This is a genomic window from Arthrobacter sp. TJ-254, from assembly GCF_058269175.1.
The window spans coordinates 195,966-216,183 of sequence record NZ_JBZCNF010000005.1; the positions used below are offsets into that span (position 1 = coordinate 195,966).

Annotated in this window: 21 protein-coding genes and 1 pseudogene; 8 read left to right on the forward strand and 14 right to left on the reverse strand. The window is 65.2% G+C overall.

What is annotated here, in order from left to right; genetic code table 11:
• Positions 1-2: 2 nt before the first annotated feature.
• Positions 3-899 (reverse strand): bile acid:sodium symporter, encoded by an 897-nt coding sequence (locus AC4D14_RS15270; RefSeq protein ID WP_490903506.1) that lies wholly within the window; start codon positions 897-899, stop codon positions 3-5.
• A 179-nt stretch (positions 900-1,078) separates the two neighbouring features.
• On the opposite strand from AC4D14_RS15270, the gene AC4D14_RS15275 reads away from it, so the two are divergent.
• Positions 1,079-2,776 carry a SulP family inorganic anion transporter gene (locus AC4D14_RS15275; RefSeq protein WP_490903507.1) on the forward strand — a complete coding sequence of 566 codons (1,698 nt, stop codon included), beginning with the start codon at positions 1,079-1,081 and terminating at the stop codon, positions 2,774-2,776.
• Positions 2,777-2,929: 153 nt separating this feature from the next.
• Here AC4D14_RS15275 and mnhG read toward each other — a convergent pair whose 3' ends face one another.
• The 6 genes from mnhG to mbhE are packed head-to-tail and all read right to left on the reverse strand — an operon-like array spanning position 2,930 to position 8,495.
• Positions 2,930-3,298, reverse strand: coding sequence for a monovalent cation/H(+) antiporter subunit G (gene mnhG / locus AC4D14_RS15280; protein WP_490903508.1), 369 nt, complete (start codon positions 3,296-3,298; stop codon positions 2,930-2,932).
• Positions 3,295-3,552, reverse strand: coding sequence for an MrpF/PhaF family protein (locus tag AC4D14_RS15285; protein WP_490903509.1), 258 nt, complete (start codon positions 3,550-3,552; stop codon positions 3,295-3,297). Before AC4D14_RS15285 ends, mnhG begins: the two co-directional genes overlap by 4 nt.
• Positions 3,546-3,914 (reverse strand): Na+/H+ antiporter subunit E, encoded by a 369-nt coding sequence (locus AC4D14_RS15290; RefSeq protein ID WP_490903510.1) that lies wholly within the window; start codon positions 3,912-3,914, stop codon positions 3,546-3,548. Before AC4D14_RS15290 ends, AC4D14_RS15285 begins: the two co-directional genes overlap by 7 nt.
• Positions 3,911-5,371, reverse strand: a complete 1,461-nt coding sequence (locus AC4D14_RS15295) for a monovalent cation/H+ antiporter subunit D family protein (protein ID WP_490903511.1) — start codon at positions 5,369-5,371, stop codon at positions 3,911-3,913. Before AC4D14_RS15295 ends, AC4D14_RS15290 begins: the two co-directional genes overlap by 4 nt.
• On the reverse strand, positions 5,368-5,784 hold the full coding sequence (locus AC4D14_RS15300; RefSeq protein ID WP_490903512.1) for a sodium:proton antiporter: 417 nt from the start codon (positions 5,782-5,784) through the stop codon (positions 5,368-5,370). The genes AC4D14_RS15295 and AC4D14_RS15300 overlap by 4 nt, the downstream gene beginning before the upstream one ends.
• Positions 5,781-8,495 carry a hydrogen gas-evolving membrane-bound hydrogenase subunit E gene (mbhE, locus tag AC4D14_RS15305; protein WP_490903698.1) on the reverse strand — a complete coding sequence of 905 codons (2,715 nt, stop codon included), beginning with the start codon at positions 8,493-8,495 and terminating at the stop codon, positions 5,781-5,783. The genes AC4D14_RS15300 and mbhE overlap by 4 nt, the downstream gene beginning before the upstream one ends.
• Positions 8,496-8,957: 462 nt before the next feature.
• On the opposite strand from mbhE, the pseudogene AC4D14_RS15310 reads away from it, so the two are divergent.
• Positions 8,958-9,281 (forward strand): annotated as a pseudogene (locus AC4D14_RS15310) (hypothetical protein); the annotation flags it as partial.
• A gap of 10 nt (positions 9,282-9,291) precedes the next feature.
• Here AC4D14_RS15310 and AC4D14_RS15315 read toward each other — a convergent pair.
• Both AC4D14_RS15315 and AC4D14_RS15320 read right to left on the reverse strand, forming a co-directional pair.
• Positions 9,292-9,645, reverse strand: a complete 354-nt coding sequence (locus tag AC4D14_RS15315) for a DUF202 domain-containing protein (RefSeq protein ID WP_490903513.1) — start codon at positions 9,643-9,645, stop codon at positions 9,292-9,294.
• Positions 9,646-9,647: 2 nt separating this feature from the next.
• Entirely contained in the window at positions 9,648-10,079 is a 432-nt protein-coding gene (locus AC4D14_RS15320) for a YidH family protein (protein WP_490903514.1), read from the reverse strand.
• Positions 10,080-10,234: 155 nt separating this feature from the next.
• On the opposite strand from AC4D14_RS15320, the gene AC4D14_RS15325 reads away from it, so the two are divergent.
• Positions 10,235-11,485 (forward strand): phospholipase D-like domain-containing protein, encoded by a 1,251-nt coding sequence (locus AC4D14_RS15325; RefSeq protein ID WP_490903515.1) that lies wholly within the window; start codon positions 10,235-10,237, stop codon positions 11,483-11,485.
• A 29-nt stretch (positions 11,486-11,514) separates the two neighbouring features.
• Here AC4D14_RS15325 and AC4D14_RS15330 read toward each other — a convergent pair whose 3' ends face one another.
• The 3 genes from AC4D14_RS15330 to AC4D14_RS15340 all read right to left on the reverse strand — a co-directional run bounded on the left by AC4D14_RS15330 (position 11,515) and on the right by AC4D14_RS15340 (position 14,293).
• Positions 11,515-11,958 carry a hypothetical protein gene (locus AC4D14_RS15330; protein WP_490903516.1) on the reverse strand — a complete coding sequence of 148 codons (444 nt, stop codon included), beginning with the start codon at positions 11,956-11,958 and terminating at the stop codon, positions 11,515-11,517.
• 179 nt (positions 11,959-12,137) lie between these two features.
• Positions 12,138-13,733 (reverse strand): SLC13 family permease, encoded by a 1,596-nt coding sequence (locus AC4D14_RS15335; RefSeq protein ID WP_490903517.1) that lies wholly within the window; start codon positions 13,731-13,733, stop codon positions 12,138-12,140.
• 401 nt (positions 13,734-14,134) lie between these two features.
• The gene (locus tag AC4D14_RS15340) at positions 14,135-14,293 is read right to left on the reverse strand and encodes a hypothetical protein (RefSeq protein WP_490903518.1); all 159 of its coding nucleotides are present in this window, start codon (positions 14,291-14,293) and stop codon (positions 14,135-14,137) included.
• A 430-nt stretch (positions 14,294-14,723) separates the two neighbouring features.
• Between AC4D14_RS15340 and AC4D14_RS15345 the strand changes: the two genes are divergently transcribed.
• Entirely contained in the window at positions 14,724-15,494 is a 771-nt protein-coding gene (locus AC4D14_RS15345; RefSeq protein WP_490903519.1) for an alpha/beta fold hydrolase, read from the forward strand.
• Between the two features lie 40 nt (positions 15,495-15,534).
• Here AC4D14_RS15345 and AC4D14_RS15350 read toward each other — a convergent pair whose 3' ends face one another.
• Positions 15,535-16,098, reverse strand: a complete 564-nt coding sequence (locus tag AC4D14_RS15350; RefSeq protein WP_490903520.1) for a hypothetical protein — start codon at positions 16,096-16,098, stop codon at positions 15,535-15,537.
• Positions 16,099-16,171: 73 nt separating this feature from the next.
• On the opposite strand from AC4D14_RS15350, the gene AC4D14_RS15355 reads away from it, so the two are divergent.
• Both AC4D14_RS15355 and AC4D14_RS15360 read left to right on the forward strand, forming a co-directional pair.
• Positions 16,172-16,783: a TetR/AcrR family transcriptional regulator gene (locus AC4D14_RS15355; protein ID WP_490903521.1), complete on the forward strand. Its 612-nt coding sequence runs from the start codon at positions 16,172-16,174 to the stop codon at positions 16,781-16,783.
• Positions 16,784-17,104: 321 nt separating this feature from the next.
• A complete protein-coding gene (locus AC4D14_RS15360; RefSeq protein WP_490903522.1) occupies positions 17,105-17,542 on the forward strand; it encodes a VOC family protein in 438 nt (145 codons plus the stop codon).
• 37 nt (positions 17,543-17,579) lie between these two features.
• Here the strand turns inward: AC4D14_RS15360 and AC4D14_RS15365 are convergent, their stop codons facing one another.
• Positions 17,580-18,533 (reverse strand): AraC family transcriptional regulator, encoded by a 954-nt coding sequence (locus tag AC4D14_RS15365; protein WP_490903523.1) that lies wholly within the window; start codon positions 18,531-18,533, stop codon positions 17,580-17,582.
• An 81-nt stretch (positions 18,534-18,614) separates the two neighbouring features.
• Here AC4D14_RS15365 and AC4D14_RS15370 point away from each other — a divergent pair, with 81 nt between their 5' ends.
• Positions 18,615-19,421 (forward strand): SDR family oxidoreductase, encoded by an 807-nt coding sequence (locus tag AC4D14_RS15370; protein ID WP_490903524.1) that lies wholly within the window; start codon positions 18,615-18,617, stop codon positions 19,419-19,421.
• Positions 19,418-19,858 (forward strand): anthrone oxygenase family protein, encoded by a 441-nt coding sequence (locus AC4D14_RS15375; RefSeq protein ID WP_490903525.1) that lies wholly within the window; start codon positions 19,418-19,420, stop codon positions 19,856-19,858. Before AC4D14_RS15370 ends, AC4D14_RS15375 begins: the two co-directional genes overlap by 4 nt.
• Positions 19,859-20,218: the final 360 nt, after the last annotated feature.

A 20,218-nucleotide genomic window follows, 5' to 3' on the forward strand; every position in this document is an offset into this window, starting at 1 on the left:
CCTTATCCGTTACCCCAAGGTTTCCCCGGGCTGTCTGCGGCCGCGGGGATCAGAAAACTGAAGCTGTTGTCCCTGCTCATCAGCTTCGCCGCAATGATCAGCATCACCACGCAGAAGGTATTGAGCAGGATGATGACCACCAGGACGCGGGGGTCATCGAAGCTGTCCTGGGCGACGATCAGCGCCGCGGCGGTGCCGCGCTGAGCCGTGCTCAGCCCGCCGACGTCTTGGAGATGGTCGTGGCCGTCGCCCATGGTCCACCCGAGGAACAGTGCCAATACCAGCACCACCATGCCCACGCCAAGGGCCTTCCACAGCCCGGGGTCGGCCATGCTGGGCAGGTATCCAATAATGGTTGCGACGATCAGGACGTACAGGGCAATGGTGGAGATTCTCGCGACCCAAGGCTGTACGACGGTGACGAGGCCCTCCACGAGCTGCACCGCGAGCATTCCTGCAGCAAGCGGCAGGAACATCTGTGTCAGCAGTCCTCTCACGACCGCCCAGGTGTCCACTGCAAGTCCCTCCAGCGCGAGGGGCAGCAGCACCGGCAGGACGATCACCGTGGCGACCATCAGGACCAGCAGCACTGTGGCTCCCAGGGCGACGTCCGACTCGGAGATGTTGGTGAGTTTGATAAGGAATGGGGCCCCTGCTGCAAGGGAGAACAACACCAGACCCGCCGCGTAGATGGGTTCCAGGTCTGCCAGCTCGACGGCGGCGATCATCAGAGCCGGCACCACAACGAGGTTGAGTAGGAGCATGCGCAGCAGGAACGCCCGGTTGGTCAGGTGCGCGAGCAGCCGTGCGGCCTTCTGGGTCAGACCTACGTTGAGCATGGAGGTGATCACGAACACTGTCACAGCCCACGATCCCAGGGTCTGGAAGAATTCGAACACTGCGCCCATCCATGGTCGTCCGGCGACCCTGTCCCGGTCCGGACCGGTGTCGATCGGCTCATACTACAGGCGACGACGTCTCTGCGTCAGGTGTAACCCGGCCGGTAAAACGCCGCGCTCCAAGCGCAGGACGCATAATATGACCACAGACCGTAAACGTTCCGGGATCGGGAGGGTACGTGCCGGAGGATGCCAGGACATCGTCTGGGTTCCTGCCCCGACTGAAGGATCTGCCTGGAGACGCGCTGGCCGGGACCGTCAATGCTGTCGTGAGCGTCCCCTCCGGGATGGCTACCGCGGCGCTGGCCGGGGTAAACCCCGTCTACGGCCTTTACGCCACCGTCGTCTCCCCTACCGTGGGCGGGTTCTTCGCCAGCTCCCAATTGATGCAGATCGCCACAACGGGCGCTTCCGCCCTCGCCGCTGGGCAAGCCATCGCCGCCTTCCCGCAGGAGCAGCGCGGACCGGCCCTGTTCCTGCTGGTCGCACTCAGCGGCCTGTTCCTCGTGGCCTTCGGCCTGCTCGGCGCCGGCAAGCTCATCCGGTACGTCTCCTACCCGGTGATGACGGCCTTCCTCTCGGGCGTGGCGGCGGTCCTCGTGATGGATCAGGCGGCGCAGTTTGCGGGGTACACCACCGAGGCGAACACCAGTCTGGGAGCCTTCGTCGAATTGGTCCTGCACTTGGGACAGTTCAGCTGGAACGCTGTCCTGATTGGGACCATCGCCCTCCTGATCATGATTGGCCTGGGACGCACGCCGCTTGCGAACACCGCATCTTTGTTCGCCCTGGCCGTGCCCAGCCTGATCGCCTTCTGGTGGCAGCCGGGCAGTGTTGAACTCGTCCAGGACATCAGTGAAATCCCCTCCGGGCTGCCCCCCTTCGCCGTTCCCGATCCGACCCAGATCACCCCGGGCCTGGTGGCCTCGGCATTCGCCGTTGCCGTTGTCATCGCCATTCAGGGCGCGGGCGTGAGCCAGGCCATCCGCAATCCGGATGGTTCTCGCGCCGACACCTCCCGTGACATGCTCGCCCAGGGGCTGGGTAACACGGCCGCCAGCTTCTTCAACGGTATGCCTACCGGCGCTTCAGTGAGCCAGAGCGCGCTGAACGCACAGGTCGGGGCACGCAGTCGCTTCGCCATGGTGTTCCACGGTCTGGCCATGCTGGCCATCATCCTGGTCGCCTCAAACTTGGTAGGCCGGGTTCCAATGACCGTGCTTGCCGCGATCATGATGGTCGCAGGTTTCCAGGCCATTAAGTTCGCCGACATGGGTTCGATCTGGCGGGTGGGAGGAACCGCGCGGTGGGCCATGGCCATCACCTTCCTTGCGACCCTCCTTACCTCGATCCCGGTGGCTGTGGGTTTGGGCGTAGTGCTGACCCTCGTTCTGTTCATCTACCAGGCCGGGCAGCTGACCGAGGTGCACGAACTTGTCCGCGAAGGCGACGGGCAGATCCACGTCAAGGAAGCCCCGTCGGCGCTGCGCTCCGGTGGGGTCACCGTCCTTGACGTCTATGGCCCGCTCTACTTTGCTGCGGCGCGCACGCTGCGAGAACGCCTTCCGAAGCCTGACTCCGCCCAGGACGCTGCGGTCGTCCTACGCATCCGCGGCAACAGCCAAATCGGTGCGACCTTCATTGAAGAAATCGCCGGTTACGCCCAGGAACTCGGCAGGCACGGCGGGCGGCTCTACCTATGCGGCATGACGCCCGACCTTGCGGAGAAGATCCGGCGCGCTGACCGGCTCTCGCTTGACGAGGAGTTGGTCCTCGTCCCCGGCGAGGAGATCCTCGGTTCTTCCCTACGGGAGGCCGTACGCCAGGCGCAGGCCTGGGTTGACAGCCGTTCCGGGAACGCGGAGCCCTTGGCGTAACCCAGGACCTCATGCCCCGCACCGTGCACGTTGACACGGTTTCCTAGGTCTTTTCTAGGTGGTCGCCGGGTGCATATGACGGTGAGGTAGCCGGGGCGGCATGACCGGAGCGGTCGTGTGTGCTGCCGGGCGCCGGAGAGCCAGGGTGAGCGCTCACGGTTCGGAATTGGAGCTGTCCTCGGTGAGGTTGCCGAGGTCCGGGGCGAGTTCGTCGTAGGCAGTGCTGGGATCCAGGGGCGTGTGCACCCGGTATGCCGCGCGGGAGAGTGCGAAGCTTCCGGCCGGAACGGTGATGAGTTGGAGGATGATCGCGGCAAGGGCCTTAAAGTGGGCGCTGAGATCGGCAACCAGGAGGGCACTTCCGGCCAGGACACAGACGACGCCCAGTCCAGCGGCCTTGCCGGCGGCGTTCATTCGCGAGTAGGCGTCAGGCAACCGCACCAGTCCCAAACCGGCGAGTCCGATAAGCAGGAGGCCGAGCAGGAGCAGGAGCACGCTGAGCACCTCGGCAATGCCCGTCATGGGGAGTTCCGATCGACGAGTCGGGCCAGGGAGATGCTGGCGAGAAACCCGACGAGGGTGGCCACGAGCGCCAGATCGAAGAACATCGGCTCGTCGAAGCGCACTGCGGCCAGTGCAATGACCGCGATGAGCACGAAGTAGGCCACATCGGCGGCGACTGCCCGGTCGGCGTTGGTGGGTCCTACCACCATGCGCCACAGCGTGGCGAGCAGGGTCAGGCCGAGCAGGATGAACCCGGCATTGAGGATCACCATGATGCTCCTGTGGATTGCGGAAACACGGAGTCGAGCATGCGCTTCTCCATGTCCTGGATCTGGCGGCGGAGAGCCTCGGCGTCCGGAGCGTGCAAACCGTGCACGTACATCACCGGAGGCGAGGTGTGCACTTCCAGGACCAGGGTGCCGGGGGTGAGCGTGACCAGCGCCGTCAGCAGGGCCACGGGGTTTTCGCGGGATGAGCGCAGCGGCACCCGGACGATCCCGGGCACGACACGGGGCCGGGGTGCGAGGACGTGCCGGGCGACCGAGACGTTGGCGCTGATGAGCTGGCCGAGGTACCACAGGAGGAACCAAAGCAGCCGCCCCAGCCGGGCCGGCAGGCGTAACAGCCGGTTCATTGGGCGCCCCCCACAGCCTGCGCATACTCCGTGGCGTCCAGCAGGGCGGTGGCCGCCTGTTCGGTCCAGGGCAGCAGCACCTCAGCGCCCACGCCGAGGGCCAGGGAGATCACCGTGAGCACCAGGGCCGGGAGGGCAGCTCCGACAGGCACCCGGCGTCGTTGTCTTTGCTGTTCCGGTGGTTCACCCCAAAAGGTGCCGAGCCAGATCTTCACCATGGAGGTGAGGGTCAACAGGCTCACCGCGACGGCGGCCGCCGCACCGACGTACTGTCCCTCGCTCACGGCGGCCACGACCAAGGCGAACTTCGCCACGAACCCGGAGAACGGGGGCAGCCCGGCCAGGGACAGGGCGGCTCCGATGAAGGCCACCGCCAGCAAGGGTTCACGGGCGCGTAGTCCCCCGAGCTGGTCGAGGTGGTCGGTGCCGTATCCGTGGTGAACCGCCCCTGCCACCAGCAGCAGGGAGGCCTTCACCAGCACGTACTGGATCAGATAGTAGATTGCCGCGCCCAGTCCGGCGATCCCGAACAGGGCGATGCCCAGGACGATGTATCCAATCTGGCTGACCATGTGGAAGCTGAGGATCTCACGCATGCTCTGCTGCCCCACGGCCCCCAACACGCCCACAACCATGGTGATCACCGCGATGGCCACGATCAGCAGGTGGTAGCGCGGGTCCCCGTCGAAGACCACCGCATAGACGCGCAGCGAGGCGTAGAGACCGACCTTCGTCAGCAGTCCGCTGAACAGGGCCAGCACGGCCGGATGGGCGTGGGGGTAGGAACGGGGCAGCCACCCATGCACGGGCACGACGGCGGCCTTCACCGCCAGGGCCAGCATCACCACCCCGGCGGCCACGGCCACCAATGGAGACTCCAGGGCCCGTCCGGCCAACTGACCGAGGTTCACCGTGCCCGCAGCCCCGTACACCAGACCGACTCCGGCGACCAGGACGGTGGAGGCCAGCAGGTTCACCGGCACATAGACCCGGGCCGCCGCCAATTGGTCGCGTCCACCCTGGAGGGTCAGCAGCACGTAGGAAGGCACCAGCATGATTTCGATGCTCACGAACAGGTTGAACAGGTCCCCGGTCAGATATGCCCCGTACACCCCGGCGGTGAGTACGAGCACCAGTGGCCAGAAGTGCGGATGAGCGTCCGATCCGGTGGCGGCGGCGAACCCGGTGCAGGCCAGCACGACGACCGCGGACATCGCCAGCAACAGCGCGGAAAGCGGGTCGGCCACCAGTGGGATGGCAATGCCCGCCGGCCAGCCGGCGATCTGCTCGACGACGATGCCCCCGCGCGTTTGAGTCAGGAGCAGAAGGCTGAAGGCCAATACCACCGCGGTGAGGGTGAAACCGACCGCCCGGTGGACCCACCGAGCCGGGACAAGCAGCAGTACGGCGGCGCCGAGCATAGGGGCGGCGACCGGCAGGGCCAGCACAGCGTTCATCGGCCCTCCTGCTCGGGCCCGGCACGCCCGGACATATCCGGCCGCGATGACGCATCCCGGGGCGTCGCTTTAGCCGTGCCGACGCCCGGGGGATCGTCCTCGGGAGAGGGTGCGTCGTCATCGGCGCGTTCGGAGGTGCGCAGGGCGAGCACCAGCAGGTAGATGGTGATGCCGAAGGTGATGACGATCGCCGTCAACGCGAAGGCCTGCGGCAGGGGGTCGGCGGCCTGGGCCGGGACGCCGTCCCCGACCAGGGGTGGTTGCCGCCGTTGGAGCCCTCCGGCGGCGAGCAGGATCACATTCGCCGCGTGTCCCAGCAGCATGAAGCCAAAGACCACCCGGACAAGTTCCCGCTGCAACACCATGTAGACCCCGGCGGCGGCCAGCAGGCCCACGACGATGGCGGCGCTCATGCGGGCCTCCCCAGACGGTCGACGGCGCGGATGACGAGGGCCAGGACGGTAAGGAACACCCCGACGTCGAAGACCAGGGCAGCGGTGAGTTTGACCGGACCCAGCGCCACTGCACCGCCGGTCAGGAAGGACCCGGCCCAGATCAGGCCACCGAGCCCGGTGAGCACGGCCAGCCCGATGCCGACTCCCAGCATCCATGGGACAGCCCGGCGGAGGTGGACCATGCCTCGTGCCCCTTCGGCCAGGTAGCGCAGGGCCACGGCGGTACCGGTGACCAAAGCGGCGATAAACCCTCCCCCGGGATCGTTGTGGCCGCGCAGCAGGAGGTATCCGGCGAAGAGCACGAGTACCGGTGAGAGCAGCCTTTGGATCCGGGTGAGCAGCACGGGTTGTCGGGGCTCCCGCTCGGCATCCTTAGCCGACCAGGTGTGCAGCAGTATGCCGACGCCGACGGCCACCATGGCCAGCACCGTGACCTCCCCCAGCGTATCGAGGCCCCGGAAGTCGACCAGAACGGTGTTGACCACGTTCGTTCCACCGGTCTGTGCCTGTGCCTCCTCCAGCAGGTACTGCCCCGTGGCGGAGAGATCGCGCTGCCCGGTCAGGGCCAGCGCCCCTGCGGCGGCGGCCAGCCCGGCAGCAACGGCCACCACCGCGGTCGCGGCCCCGCGCGGCCGGGTGGGGCGGGCGAAGGTCGCGGGCAACTGCCTTAGGACCAGGACGGCGATCAGAACCGTGAGAATCTCCACGAGCAACTGGGTGAGGACCAGGTCGGGGCCTCCCGCGAACAGGAACCACACGGCCATCAAATAGCCCACCACGCCCAACAGCGCCACCGCCGCGAAGCGGGACCGCGTGAGTGCCAGCATCAACACCGTGGGAGCCAACAGGGCGATGACGAACCAGTCCTCACGACGTGTGGTTTCCAGCTGCTGTGGCAGCACTGGCGCAGCAATCACTGCCACTAGGGCCAGGGCCAGCAGCCCGCCGAGGACCGGACTCAGCTGCCCGGCGGTCGAACTGGTCTGGGAAGGACGCCCCACCGCCGCCCCAAGACGCAGGGTTCCTGAATAGAGGGCGTCGAAGGCTCCGGCGCCGGTGACTGGCATGTGCCACCGCTGCAGGCTTCGATCGATGCGATCCCGGCGCAGGTAGAGCACCGTCCCCAACGCCAGGGTCGCCGCGGACAGGCCCAGTGCCGGGGTGAACCCGTGCCAAAACTCCAGATAGTACGTGGCGTCCTGCCCCTGGGGTGCGACATCGCTGACGACGCGGTTGACCAAGGGGGTGAGTACGCCGACTCCAATACCCAGCACCACGGAGATCACCACCGGCACGGCGGCGGGGGCGAGGAAAATCTTGGAGGGCTCGTACAGTTCGCGTTGGAGCAGTGGCCCGGCGAAAGCCCCGACAAAGATGCGCGCGGCGTAGGCGAAGGTGAGGGTGGCGGCCAGCACCGCGAAGGCCGCCGCAGCGAATCCCACCCACGCCGGTCCACCGGTGCGTCCGGGGGCGTCCAGGAACGCCTCGTAGAGTGTCTCCTTACTCACGAACCCCAGCATGGGTGGCACCCCAGCCATGGACAGGGCAGCGATGCCGGTCAGGCTGGCGGTCACCGGCATGACACGGCGCAACCCGGAAAGCTTTCGAATGTCCCGGCTGCCGGCTTCACGGTCGATGATGCCCACCAGCATGAAGAGGGTGGCTTTGAACAGCCCGTGGGCGAAGGTGTGGGTGGCGACGGCCCCTAGAGCTGCGGGGGTGCCGACGCCAGTCGCGGCGACCAACAGGCCCAGCTGGCTCATGGTCGAGTAGGCCAGCAGCGCTTTGAGGTCATGCTGGCGCAGCGCGAACAGCGCCCCGACGATGGCGGTGGCCAGCCCAACGGTCAGCAGGACATAGGTCCACACCGGTTGGTCACCGTAAATCGGTGCGAAACGCAGCAGCAGGTAGATGCCGGCCTTGACCATGGTCGCCGCATGCAGGTAGGCGCTGATCGGGGTGAGGGCGACCATCGCCCCGGGCAGCCAGAAATGGAACGGCAGCTGGGCGGACTTGGTGAACGCCGCGAGGATGATCAACACCTCTACCGCAGGGGCATACCCCGAGGAGTGCAGCAGCTCAGGGTTGGCCAGTACGGCGGAGAGGTCCGTTGTGCCGGTTCCGGCGGTGAGGACGGCGAGTCCTCCCAGCAGGGCCAGCCCGCCCGCCCCGGTGACGAGGAACGCGCGCATGGCCGGCTTGGCTCCGGTGGTACCCTTTCCGCCGATGAGGAAGAAGGAGCAGATCGTCGTCAGTTCCCAGCACAGAAACAGCGTCAGCACGTCTGAGGCCATGACCAGCCCGAGCATTGCGGTGGCGAAGCCGGTCAGCAGGGTGTACAGCCGGACCGCAGGGGCCTCTGGTTCAAGGTAGCGGGCGCTGTAGGCCATCACCAGGGCGCCCACCCCGAGCACGAGCAGAGCAAACAGCGACGCCAATCCGTCCAGGCGCAGCGCGAAATGCACCTCCAACGACGGAATCCACGCCCAGGTGGCGGTGGGGGTTGCGCCCGCCGTCACTTCCGGCAGTTGCGCCACGACCAACCCGGCGGCGAGGAGGAAGCCCGCAGCAATTGGATACCCGGCGTTGCGGCCGAGCCCCCGGACCAGCAACGGTGCGGCCAGTGTGAGCACCACCAGCAGGACCAGAGGCAGGGCCGGGGACTGCATCACCACTCGGCCCCGGTTCCAAGGCCGGCGAAGCACGGAGGCAACAACCCGTCGGCCGACCCGTCCTGGGCCACCGGCGCGGGGGTGCGCCCGCGGCCGATCAACCCGTGGTTCCCGCTGGCCAGATGGCGTTCGCAATGCCGCACGTCACCGATCATTGCAGTGGCGCCTTCCTCGAAAGGTGTGGTGCGAGACGCAGGGTGCGGCTGGAGTGCTTTGCCGCTCCGTCCAGGAGCCGTAGCGGCTCATGGTCAGCGAATTACCGAGCTTGCCTGAAAGCACGGTACTTGCCCTTCCCTGCTCTCCGTCAAGGGATCGGTACTCATTGCTTTTTGCGACGAGGCATCGGGCTAAATCATCATGACCGACGGTGGTGGCAGGAGGGTGACCGCTTCGGTGGCGTGCCTCCAGGATCCGTCCGGGAACGATCAGCCTGGGTGATGACGTGCAGCCCGAACCGGCCTTGGGCAATATGGTGGCAGCAACATCGCCAACATCCCGCTCATCCCCGGCCTCTCGGTACCCATCGCTCCGTTGGCGGTGAAGCACCAATTGATGCGTTTCCACCTGCCCTTGTTGGTAGCCCTGTCGGTAATACTGCTCCTGCGCTCCGTCGACGGCCGAATCAGGACGGTGGACGTATTGATCCTGGTCATGGTGGCGATCCTCAACAGAGGAATGACCGTTATGCTGGGGCGGCGCAGAAACACGCCGCTGCTGGATGTCGCGGGCGATGTTCTGGAGGATCGCCGTCGATCGGGGCTGGGTACCGCGCCCTACTGCTGACGGCGGGCCGCTAGCGGAGGGGCAGCGCAAGTACGGTGTAGAGCGCCGATGCTCCAACGAGCATGACGCCGAAGGTTGTAAGCCCGACGCCGATGACATCGGCGTCGATCTGCGTGGTGTGGATTCCATTGGCGTGGCGGCGGTAGCGCCGTACCTGGCTGACCTCCACGGAGGCCGCTGCACCGAGCGTGAGAGCCATCATCAGCACGGGAACCCATCCGTATAAGGGGACCCATCGCAGGAACAGCGCCCCGGTGACAATCATCGCTCCAGTGGTGCGGTGCCAGGCCAGGGACGTACGCTCGGGCTGCAGACCGGGGTCGGGAGGGGTCCATACGGTGCGGGCCGTCCTCTTTCCCTGCACGGTCAAGACATCCGCGTGATAACGGAAAGGAGGATGACCGCGGCGGCGAGAACTCCACCCAAGGCCAGCACAGGAACGAGGGCGGGCAGCGGCAGGGGTTTCTTGAGCCTCATGGCCCGCTCGACCCGCAGCCAGCGCACAGCCGCACCGAGGGCAACGATCATGGCCAGGACGAGCAGCAGGACGGCAAGGACGGTGCGGGTTTGGGGCAGGAAGAGGCCGGAGGTGAAGGCCTCAACTGCGATGCCGCCGGCCAGCAGAGCCAGCGCCGTCCTGGTCCAGGCAAGGAAGGTCCGCTCGTTGGCCAAGGTAAACCGCGGATCGGGTTCCTCTCCCCCGCGCAGGACCGCGGCCGCAAGGCCGCTGCGCGGCGGTGTGTCCTTCGCCGCCTTATCCTGGGTGGATTCTGGGGGATTTTCAGACGAATGAGTCACCGATTCATGGTACGGCCTGAATGCCAGCGACCGCCGGGAACTCCGGATTCGAGACCAGCGGCGGGAGGCTTTGAGTAGCGGATCAAGCGATCCGAAATGGTATGCGGCCGGCAGATCGCTGGCAGTCCGTCGACGGGCGTGGATAGGCTGAACCGGTGGATGCTACTTCCCTGTTGCAACCGCGTACCCTGCGCACCGTGGCCCTGCGCGCCCTCGGTGGTTTTATCGCGGTTCAGGCGACCGTGATCGCCACGCTGATCGCCGCGGACGCGCTCAAGCGCCGATCCCGGGTGCGGCGCTCCCGATTCCCCCGGCCTGGCATGTTCGAGCACATGGTGGGCGACACGGGCACCCGTATTCATACCTACGGGGAGGATCTCTACCGCGACATGCTCGCCGCCATCGAGGGCGCGCAATACCGCATTCTGATGGAGACCTACCTTTGGAAGAATGACGGCGTAGGCCGGCAGTTCCGGGACGCGCTCAACGCCGCTGCAGACCGCGGCGTCGAGGTGTACCTGATCTATGACGGCTTCGGCAACCTGGTGGTGCCCTCCTCGTTCTACCGTTTTCACCCCGCCGTGCACGTCTTCCGTTTTCCTGTCGTGCGCCGGCGTCTGCTCTTCACCCCGTTGCGCGCCACCGGATTGACCCACCGCAAACTACTGGTGGTTGATGATGAAACTGGATTTGTTGGCGGATACAACATCGGGTCCCTGTATGCCACGCAGTGGCGCGACACCCACGTCCGCCTCACCGGACCGGCCTCATTTGAACTGGGGCATTCCTTCACCGCCGTGTGGAATCATCCCTGGGGGCCGCAGCCGAAATTGCCGCACTTGCATCCAGCGGCATGGAATTCGCAACTGCATGCCGTCAACAACATCCCCGCCAACCTGGTTTACCCCATCCGCAGTGTCTATCTGGACGCAATCCACCGCGCCCGGAGACACATCTATCTCACCACCGCCTACTTCATCCCGGACCAGCAGATCCTCACCGCGCTGATCGAGGCAGCCCGGCGCGGCGTCGATGTGAGGGTGATTGTGCCGGAAAACTCGAACCATGTGCTGGCCGACTGGCTCTCGCGCGGCTTCTACTCCACGCTGCTGTCCGAAGGGATTACGCTGCTTCTCTACCGCCACGCCATGATCCACGCCAAGACCGCGACCGTGGACGGGCAGTGGTCCATCGTGGGCACCGCGAACATTGACCGGCTGAGCCTCGGTTTCAACTACGAGAGCAACCTGATCGTCCACGATCCGGACTTTGCCGCGGACATGGAGGAAATTTTTGCGACCGACAGCGCGAACTGCCTGGAATTGTCCTCCCAACTGTGGGAACAACGCCACCCCGCCGCCTGGTTCGCCGAAACGGTTCTCAGGCCCCTGCGACCCTTCCTCTGAGTGAAGTCCGGCACCTATCCTGACTGTGATCAGAGGATCCGTTTTTTCCCAGCTCGAACGATTCTCACCCAGAGGCATCCGAACCCGTCGAGATTGATTTCGATTCTCCCGTTGTCCCCGAGGCTGACCGGTTCGTCACCGAGCAGGTCCACAAGGTGTGTCACGTTTTCGCTGTCGGCGAGTGTGAAGGAGATTGTGCAGGCGCCGGCCGCAAAATTGTGAAGTGCAACGACCTGCCCGGTGGAGCCGGTGAGCGAGTGCGCAATAACGCAGGGTTGTTCCTGCTCGAGGAGCTCGAACCGGCCCCACCCGATCTCGGTTGATTTCTTGTACGCGGCGATGAGCTTGCGGGTGATATTGAGCAGGGAATCGGGGTCGTGTTGCTGGGCGGAGACGCTGACATGCACGGGAGAGGAACCTCCCTCGACGACCGGCAGCGGCAGCTTCGACAGATCGGCGTGCGAGATGCCCATTGGGTTCGTCGGACCACTGCATGGGCGTGCGGACCGCCCGTCGGCCCCTGAGACGACGGCCGTGGTGCGTACGACAGTCCGGTGGCTGGTGAGAGCAAAAACCGCGCCCCTGCGTCTTGTAGCCCTCGCCCCGGGGCGTTCCAGGCACCCGCCGGCGGTCGTTCCGTTGGTGTGGGCCCTCAGAACGGCCAGATGATCGGCACGTACAGCACCGCGGCGGCAAGGAAGACGAGCGTGAGCGGCAGGCCGAGGCGCCAGTAGTCGCCGAACCGGTAACCGCCTGGCTGCAGGACCATGAGGTTCACCGGTGTCGCAATCGGCGTAAGGAAGGACGCGGCGCCCACGACGGTCAGGGCCATCATGAACGGCTGGACACTGACCCCGAGTGTCTGCGCCAAGGTAAGTGCGACGGGGGCAATCACGAGCACTGTCGCGACGTTCGAGATTAACTGCCCGATTGCTACGGTCAGCAAGCACACGACGAGAAGCGCAAGGTGCGGGGAGCCGCTGCCGATGAGCCGGAACACGAACTCTGCGATCACGTCGGCGGCCCCCGACGAAACGAACGCCCCTGATAGAGGGATGAGCGCTGCGATCAGAACGACGGTGTCCCACGAGACCGCTCGGAAACCCTGGGGTACGGTGATCACGCGCGCGACCACGAGCGTGCACGCCGCAATCAGCCCAGCGATCACCGGGGGGACGACCCCGGTTGCCAGCAGGGTAATCGTGATGATGAGCACCGCCAGGCAGCGTTTCCATCCTCGCCCGAGCGGAACGCCCCGTTGCAGGCTTCGCGAGGAGTCGATCGCAATCACATCGGGCGACTGCGTGTAGCGGTGGAGTGCATCCCATGGGCCGCGCACGAGGACTGCGTCGCCGGCCTGAAGGGCCAGTGCCCCGGGGGGCAGACCGGTGTTTGGGCGCACCGATTGGCTGTCGCCTCGGCGGAGCGCGAGCACGACCAGGCCTTCGTCGCGCGTCGTCATCCCGGGACAGACGATCCGTCCGATTAAGGTGGAACGAGGAGCAATAAGCACCTCGACGACTCCGGTGCCCCCGGTGAACATGCGTCCTGCGTCGAGATCCGCCGTGTAGCTCTGCCGCCACGCACGTACTCGATCACGCGGATCGGTCGCAGTATCGGCGAGCCTCTCGGGAACGCGCTCCGGAAGCAGGCGCTCGCCGAGCGTCACGACAAGAAGGGTCGTAGCCAGCACTAGGGGGATCCCAACCAACGCGAACTCGAAGTATCCGAACTCCCGACCGCCGGCACTGGCTGCGGCCTCGGAAACGATGATATTCACGGGTGTCCCCGTGAGAGTCAACAGCGACCCCGCGCTGGATGCGAACGCAAGCGGAATTAGCATTCTCGAAGGAACGATACCGGCCTGAGCCGCGGCGATCACCGCGACCGGAAGAAGCGCCGCGACGGCGCCATTGATGCTGATTACAGCCGCCAGCAGCGCGGCAACCCCGGTCATGGTCGCGAGCAACCCGGAGCGGCCAAGTGACGAACGCTTCTCGAACCACTGACCGATCCACGCGGTAATCCCAGTGGCATTCAGTGCCTCGCTGAGCACGAATAGCGACGCGATGAACAAAACAAGGGGATCACTGAAGCCCATCAGTGCCTCATCGAGTGGGAGCACGGCCGTCGCCCATAGCGCCATGGGCACGAATAGCGCGACGGCGACGAGTGGCACCCGATTGGTCACAAAACCCGCAACCGCCAGAGCCAATATTATGAACGTCGCGATCCTCGGATCGATCATGTGCGCCCTCCTGAAAACTAGGATGCCACACGCGTGTAGCCCCTCATTCACTGAGGGCAGGGCCGCACGCGCACCTGCACATACAACCCGCTTCGGACGAAAGAACCGCCCCTGCTCAGCGACCTGCAACCTCGGACCATGACCTTACGAGGAAGCTTGTAGGTTACTCACTGGTGCTCCCGGAGGGACGGTTCAGGGGTTGGCCGGCCGGTCCGCGAAGCCGCGCACGCGCTCGAACACGAAGCCTGCGGTGTCCCACTCAGGACGATGTTGAATTGACCGCCAGCCGACGAGAAGAGCAATCACTGGTTTTGTCCCGGTGCTACCCGAAGGGCCCAGGCAGCGGTTCCGCAGACGCCTTCCTCATGCGCTCCTCGGTCCAAGGCCTCTCCTCCCCCGGGTCAGGGGTTTTCTGCACGGTTCCACGGGTCGCGATTGGAATTAGGGCCCGACTTCTGTACCGAGGTCCCGCCGATCAACAGCGCCGCAAGAACACCTGCACCGATGGCCGCAATCACCACCCGGCGCTTGGGATCCGTGCGTCGCGCTTGAGTGTCCATGGTTGGAACCCTAGCGAGTCACCGTCCACCCCGCACTGCTTCGCGAAGGTTTCATACTGGCAGCTCGATTCAAGGTCGATGACATCATTGGTGCTGTTTACAGCCAGTTATCACGCGAAGGGTAGGGTGGCGGAATTTTCACTGGGCCGCTCCCAACTCGTCCCGTCCTTGGCTCATGGTGCGGAGTCCACTACAGAGGTCCGGATCGAGGTCCAGGATTCGACAGTGCCTGCAGGAGCGCCTGGATAGTCCTTCAATAGGACGTATTGTTCGCGGTTCATTTGCCATGCTGAGGGGTCGATGATCAATGTCCTGCCGGGACCGTCCGTTGGGGCAAGACATTCTTTTCGCTGTCGCAAAAGACCCAGCTCATGCGCGCCGCTGATCTGTCGAGGCAGGATGTAGCTACTATCAGGAGGAGGAGACACTGATGCAGGAATCGGGATCCGAGAAGTCGCTCCCAGTCGAACAAACCTGGTTCGCTGAGTATGGGCAGGGCCCTCCGGCCGTGCTCCTGCATCCGGGCGGTGTTGATGCGCGTGCCTTGCAGGCAACCGTCGAGGGGGTGAGCCCCTACTTCCACGTTTACACGCCTGAGCGTCGTGGTCATGGACGCTCGCCGGACGTGGAGGGGCCAATGTCCTATGAGTTGATGGCGGAAGACACCATCGCGTTCCTCGAGGAACACGTTGCTGAACCGGTGTCCCTCATCGGGTGCAGCGACGGGGCGGTCGTCGCCCTTGCAGTGGCGATGCGGCGTCCTGACCTTGTCCGTCGTCTTGTGTGTGTTGCGGGCGTATTTCACCGCGACGGCTGGATGAACGGCGTTCTCGGAGGAGAGGTTCCCGACTTCATCCGCCAGGGATATGGAGAACTCTCACCGGATGGTGTTGATCATTTCGATCTCGTGCTGAGCAAGCTTGATCACATGCATGCCACCGGCCCCGCCTACACCGTTCAGGACTTGGCGAAGGTGGCGATACGGACGCTGATCATGGTCGGCGATGACGACGAGGTCTCCGTTGAGCACGCGTTGGAGATGTACCGGGCGCTTCCGAACGCCGAGCTGGCCGTCGTCCCCGGGACATCCCATGGCCTGCTTGTCGAGAAGCCGGAACTGTGCAATTTGCTCATCAATGACTTCCTGATGAAAGAGCCCGTCCAGACCTTCGCTCCAATCCGACGGGCCCAAAACAGGTGAGATGGGAGCCACCTCCGTTGATTCGATGATTTCACTTCGGTCAGGAGGAGGCGGCGGAGGTGTTATGGCCGGACGATAGAGCTGGCTTGCGGGGCCAGATGGTGTAGCTGAGTGCCCAGATGAATTCGACCGTGACAATGATCCCCAGTATGCGGTTCCACCCGGTGAGTGCTTCGGTGCGGGTTGGGTCGTTGACCCACGTGGTGATCAGCACGAGAATGCCTGCTGCGATGAGCACGGCGCCGAGGGTCCGCATGAAATCGCCCCAGCACCGCTGTGTGTACTGCCGCCCCGTTACTTTCAGCGGGGCGGGTCCGCCTGCGAATCGGTGGACGAAACGCGTGTCCGCCCAAGCAATCATCCGGTGGCCGTACGTCACGGAGAACCCGATATAGATCGCCGCCAGCCCGTGGTGCCAGGAAGCCGTCGCCCCCGAGACCAGGTGCACTGTGACCGCGGCCAGGAGCACCAGATCAATCAATGGGGCACTCAGGAGCAGGGCCGCGCCGAGGCGTTTGGCTCGGAGGATATACCGGGCGGCCAGCCCGGCAACGATGGCGACCCAGAAGCCGATCTCACAAGCGATGATTAGAGCCAGAATCACGACTTCCCCCTTGCTGGTACAACTGTGTTACGAAGTTATCACACAGATGTGCCAATATACTCGTGTGCCGAAATTGATCGACAGAACCCTCCGGGAGCGGTCCGTGGGCGAGGCGGCCTGGCGGGTGGTTGTCCGAGACGGGATCGCCAAGCTTTCAGTTCGCAATGTCGCCGCGGAGGCTGGCATCGCTGCCGGTTCACTGCGGTACCTTTTCCCGACACAGGAGGCGCTGCGCGCCTATGTGCTTGACCTCGTTCGTCAAAAGGTCACTGACCGCATAGCCGCGATCCAGCCACAGACATCGATCCGGCGGACCGCGGAGGATTACTTGTCCCAGCTCCTACCGCTCGACACCGAGCGGCGGGTGGAGATGGAGGTGTTTTTCTCCGTTGGGGTCCTTGCGTTGACCGATCCCGTGCTCCGGCCAGCTTACGACCGCGCCCACCGCGACCTCCAGGAAGGATGCCGTCAAATACTCGCGCTGCTCGCCACCGATCCCGGATATGGCGCACTAGATCCTGAAACCGAGACCGCACGGACCCACGCCGTTATCGATGGGCTCGCTCTCCATCTCATCCGACATGGCCAGAACGAAGACACCAGCTGGGCGATGAAGGTACTCGCCCGTCATTTGGACTCTCTTGCCTCTGGTTCAGGTGCCTCCGCCCAAAATTCCGCCCGATAGAGGATCGGTAGTGGGAGCCGTTTCTCACCTCCACGGTGAGCGCCGGCTCATCGACGGCATCCTTCTTGGCGAAGAACGCCTTGCTCACCGCTGCCAGAACCGGCTGCCTCTGCCTGACAAAGTGTCCGCGCAGGGATTTCCGCGTCGGTGACCGTCTGGGCAGCACGGGCCTCCGCGGGGGCGTGAGAGATAAAGAGGACCGTCCGTCTCGGCGGCACAACCACATCACATCGCTCTACTCCCCACACGGCGATGATCAAACCCACCTCGGAAGGGCAATACTGCAGGAAGAGGCCGCCGCGGCTTGGTAGCGTGTGGCGCATGCCCATCAAACTCGAGAACGTCGGCATCGCCGTCCGCGACCTCGAAGCGACCATCGCCTTCTTCACCGACCTCGGGCTCACGGTCCTCGGCCGCGACACGGTCAGTGGAGAATGGGCCGACACCGCCGTCGGCCTCGACGGCAACCACGCCAACATCGCCATGCTCCAGACACCGGACGGCAACGGCCGCCTCGAGCTCTTCGAGTACCTCCACCCCGCGGCGATTGAGACGGATTCCACCCGGCCCAACGAGATCGGCATGCACCGCGTCGCCTTCTCGGTTGACGACCTCGACGAGGCCCTCGAGATCGCTGCAAAGCACGGCTGCCATCCGCTGCGCGGCGTGGCAACATACGGTGACGTCTACAGGCTCACCTATGTCCGCGGCCCCAGCGGCATCATCGTGATGCTCGCCGAGGAACTGCACAAGACCTGACCGTACGTCGATCCGTCAGCCGGACGCATCTTGTGCATTAGTCCGGCCGGTCCGCCCTTCCACCCGACAGAACCGGGCGGCGGTGGCGAAACTCGGAAGGCGTGACTCCCACGTGCCTTTTGAAGGCTGTGCTGAATGAATAGGCATTGTGGTAGCCGACGCTGCGGGAGACCTGCGCGACGCTGGCGGTCGGAGTCTGCAGCAGGTCGCCTGCGAGTGTCAGGCGCCAGCGCGTGAGGTAGCTCATCGGAGGTTCTCCGACGCTTGCCCGGAAGCGGGCGGCAAGGGAGGCCCGCGAGATGTTGACGCGGCGTGCGAGGCTTTCCACGGTCCAGGGGGCGTGCGGTTCAGCATGCAGAAGTTCAAGTGCCCCCAGGACGACCGGGTCGTTCGACGCAAGCCAGGTAGGTTCAGTCGGACGGCCAGGGCTCTCGAACCAGCGTCGTATGGTGCTGACGACGAGGACGTCGAGGAGGCGATCGACGACGACCTGGGCAGCGGGGTCGTCGTGCGAGATTTCACGTGCAAGCAGACCGACAAGGGTCCCATCGGCACGCTCGCGCCGAACGACGGCGAGCCGGGGAAGCGCGCGGGCGACGAGCCCGCCGGCTTCGTCGGGACGTTCGTACGTTCCCACAAGAAGTGAGGTTTCGCCATGGTCGGAGTTCCCCCATCGCCGGATGCCGCGGCGGAACTCCTCGCGGAGGTCATGTCCGTCCGCAGTGGTGCACTCCTGCCCGGGGCCGATCTCGATCGAGGGCGTGCTGGCGGCGGCATCGGTCACCGCGTACGGTTCGGGACCGCGGATGAGGGCAACGTCGCCCTCCTCGAGCAGCACCCCATCAATGCGGGCCTGACCGCCGGTCACAGCGAGCACAGTGAGGGCGGCGTTGTCGCGGACGTTGATCCCCCAGGGGGCGCTCATATGCATCGACAGTGCGAAGGCCCGCACAGCACGGGGGCCGTCGAGAAAGTGCGTCAACGGGTCCATGGGGAAGACCCTAGACGATGACGAAGGTTGTGGCGAGCCCTGCCCATTTTTCATCCAGCGGCGCGGGCGTCTACTGGATTCATGACTATTTCAATTCTCGGTGGTGCCGGACGCACCGGATCCCGTATCTTCGACCGGCTTGATGCCCTCGGACTGGCTGTGCAGCTGGCTTCCCGCCGCACGGGCTTCGACTGGGACCTGCGCGGCACCTGGCCCGACGCGCTGCACGGGGTGTCGGCCGCCTACGTATGTTTCAGCCCCGATCTTGCCTTCCCCGGAGTGCCCGCAAAGATGGCCGCCCTTGGCCGGCTTGCCGCCGCTGAGGGCGTTGGGCGGCTCGTTCTGCTGTCGGGCCGTGGCGAGGAAGGAGCCCGGGCCAGCGAGGCGGCCCTGCGGGAAGGGGGCGTGCCGACGACGGTTCTACGGTGTTCATGGTTCCAGCAGAACTTCTCCGAGAACTTCCTCACCGGCCCTGTCCGCCGGGGCCGCCTGCAGCTGCCAGCACCCGACGTGCCCGAAGCGTTCGTCGATCTTGACGATGTCGCCGACGCGGCGGTCCTCGCCCTCACCCGGACGATTCCGGAGGATGCCACCTATGAACTGTCCGGCCCGGAACTGCTCACCTTCGCTCAGGCCGCCGCCGTCCTCTCTGCCGCCTGTGGACGGCGCGTCGCCTTCGAGGCTGTCGACGTCCCGACCTTCGTCTCCGACCTGGCCGCGGACGGCATACCAGAGGACGAGGCCGGACCCCTCGCCCACCTCTTCACAGAGATCCTCGACGGCCGCAATGCTTCCCTCGGCACCGGCGTCCAACAACTGCTGGGGCGGCCGGCAGCATCGTTCAGCACCTACGCACGGGCGGCGGCGTCGTCAGGGGCCTGGTCATGATCCAGGTCGCCGCGGTGGCGGGGGCCGGTCTCGTTGGTGGCGTCTACACGGCATTCTCCGTGATGGTGATGCCCGCCCTACGTCGCGTCGATGACGAGGTTGCGTCGACCACGATGATTGCGATCAACCGTGCAGCCGAACGTGGACCGTTCATCCTAGTTTTCGGCGCCGCTGCTGGTACGGCTCTTGGACTGGCTGTGACAGCAGCGTCACGCGGAGCCGCCGGGGACCTGGCCCTTGCTGGCGCCTCCCTCGCCAGCACGGTGGTGACCATGGTGGTGAACGTTCCCCTCAACCGCAGGCTCGAACGCGACGGTGTCAGCTTCTGGCCGGTCTACCAGCGGCGTTGGACCGCAGCGAACACGGTACGTGCTGCGCTTGCCACGGCCGCCGTCGTTATGGCCGGCACGCAGTGGATCCAGAACCATCCGTTCTGACGCGGGAGCGCTACATCTTCGTTCAATAAGGATTCCCATACGCACTCCTCTTGGTTCGGTGCCACGGGGCAACCAGAGGCACCAGCAAGCCCTGGCCATGGGTGAGGGCGCCGGTTCGCCGCGCACTGCGCTTACGCTCGAGGTACGAGCACAGCGGCCCCTCTTCCAAACATCGGCACCCCAGCTATCCGGGCTCTGGCACAGGCGGGCATAGAGACCATGGACGATCCAAGGTCAGTCGATTTCAGCCATCTAGCAACGCTTCACGGAGTTGGACCCAAAGCCATCCGGCTCCTGCAGGCAGCCCTGGACGAGCAGAGGACTAGGCAGTGGGCATGGTCCGACTCAGGTGAACGCTGT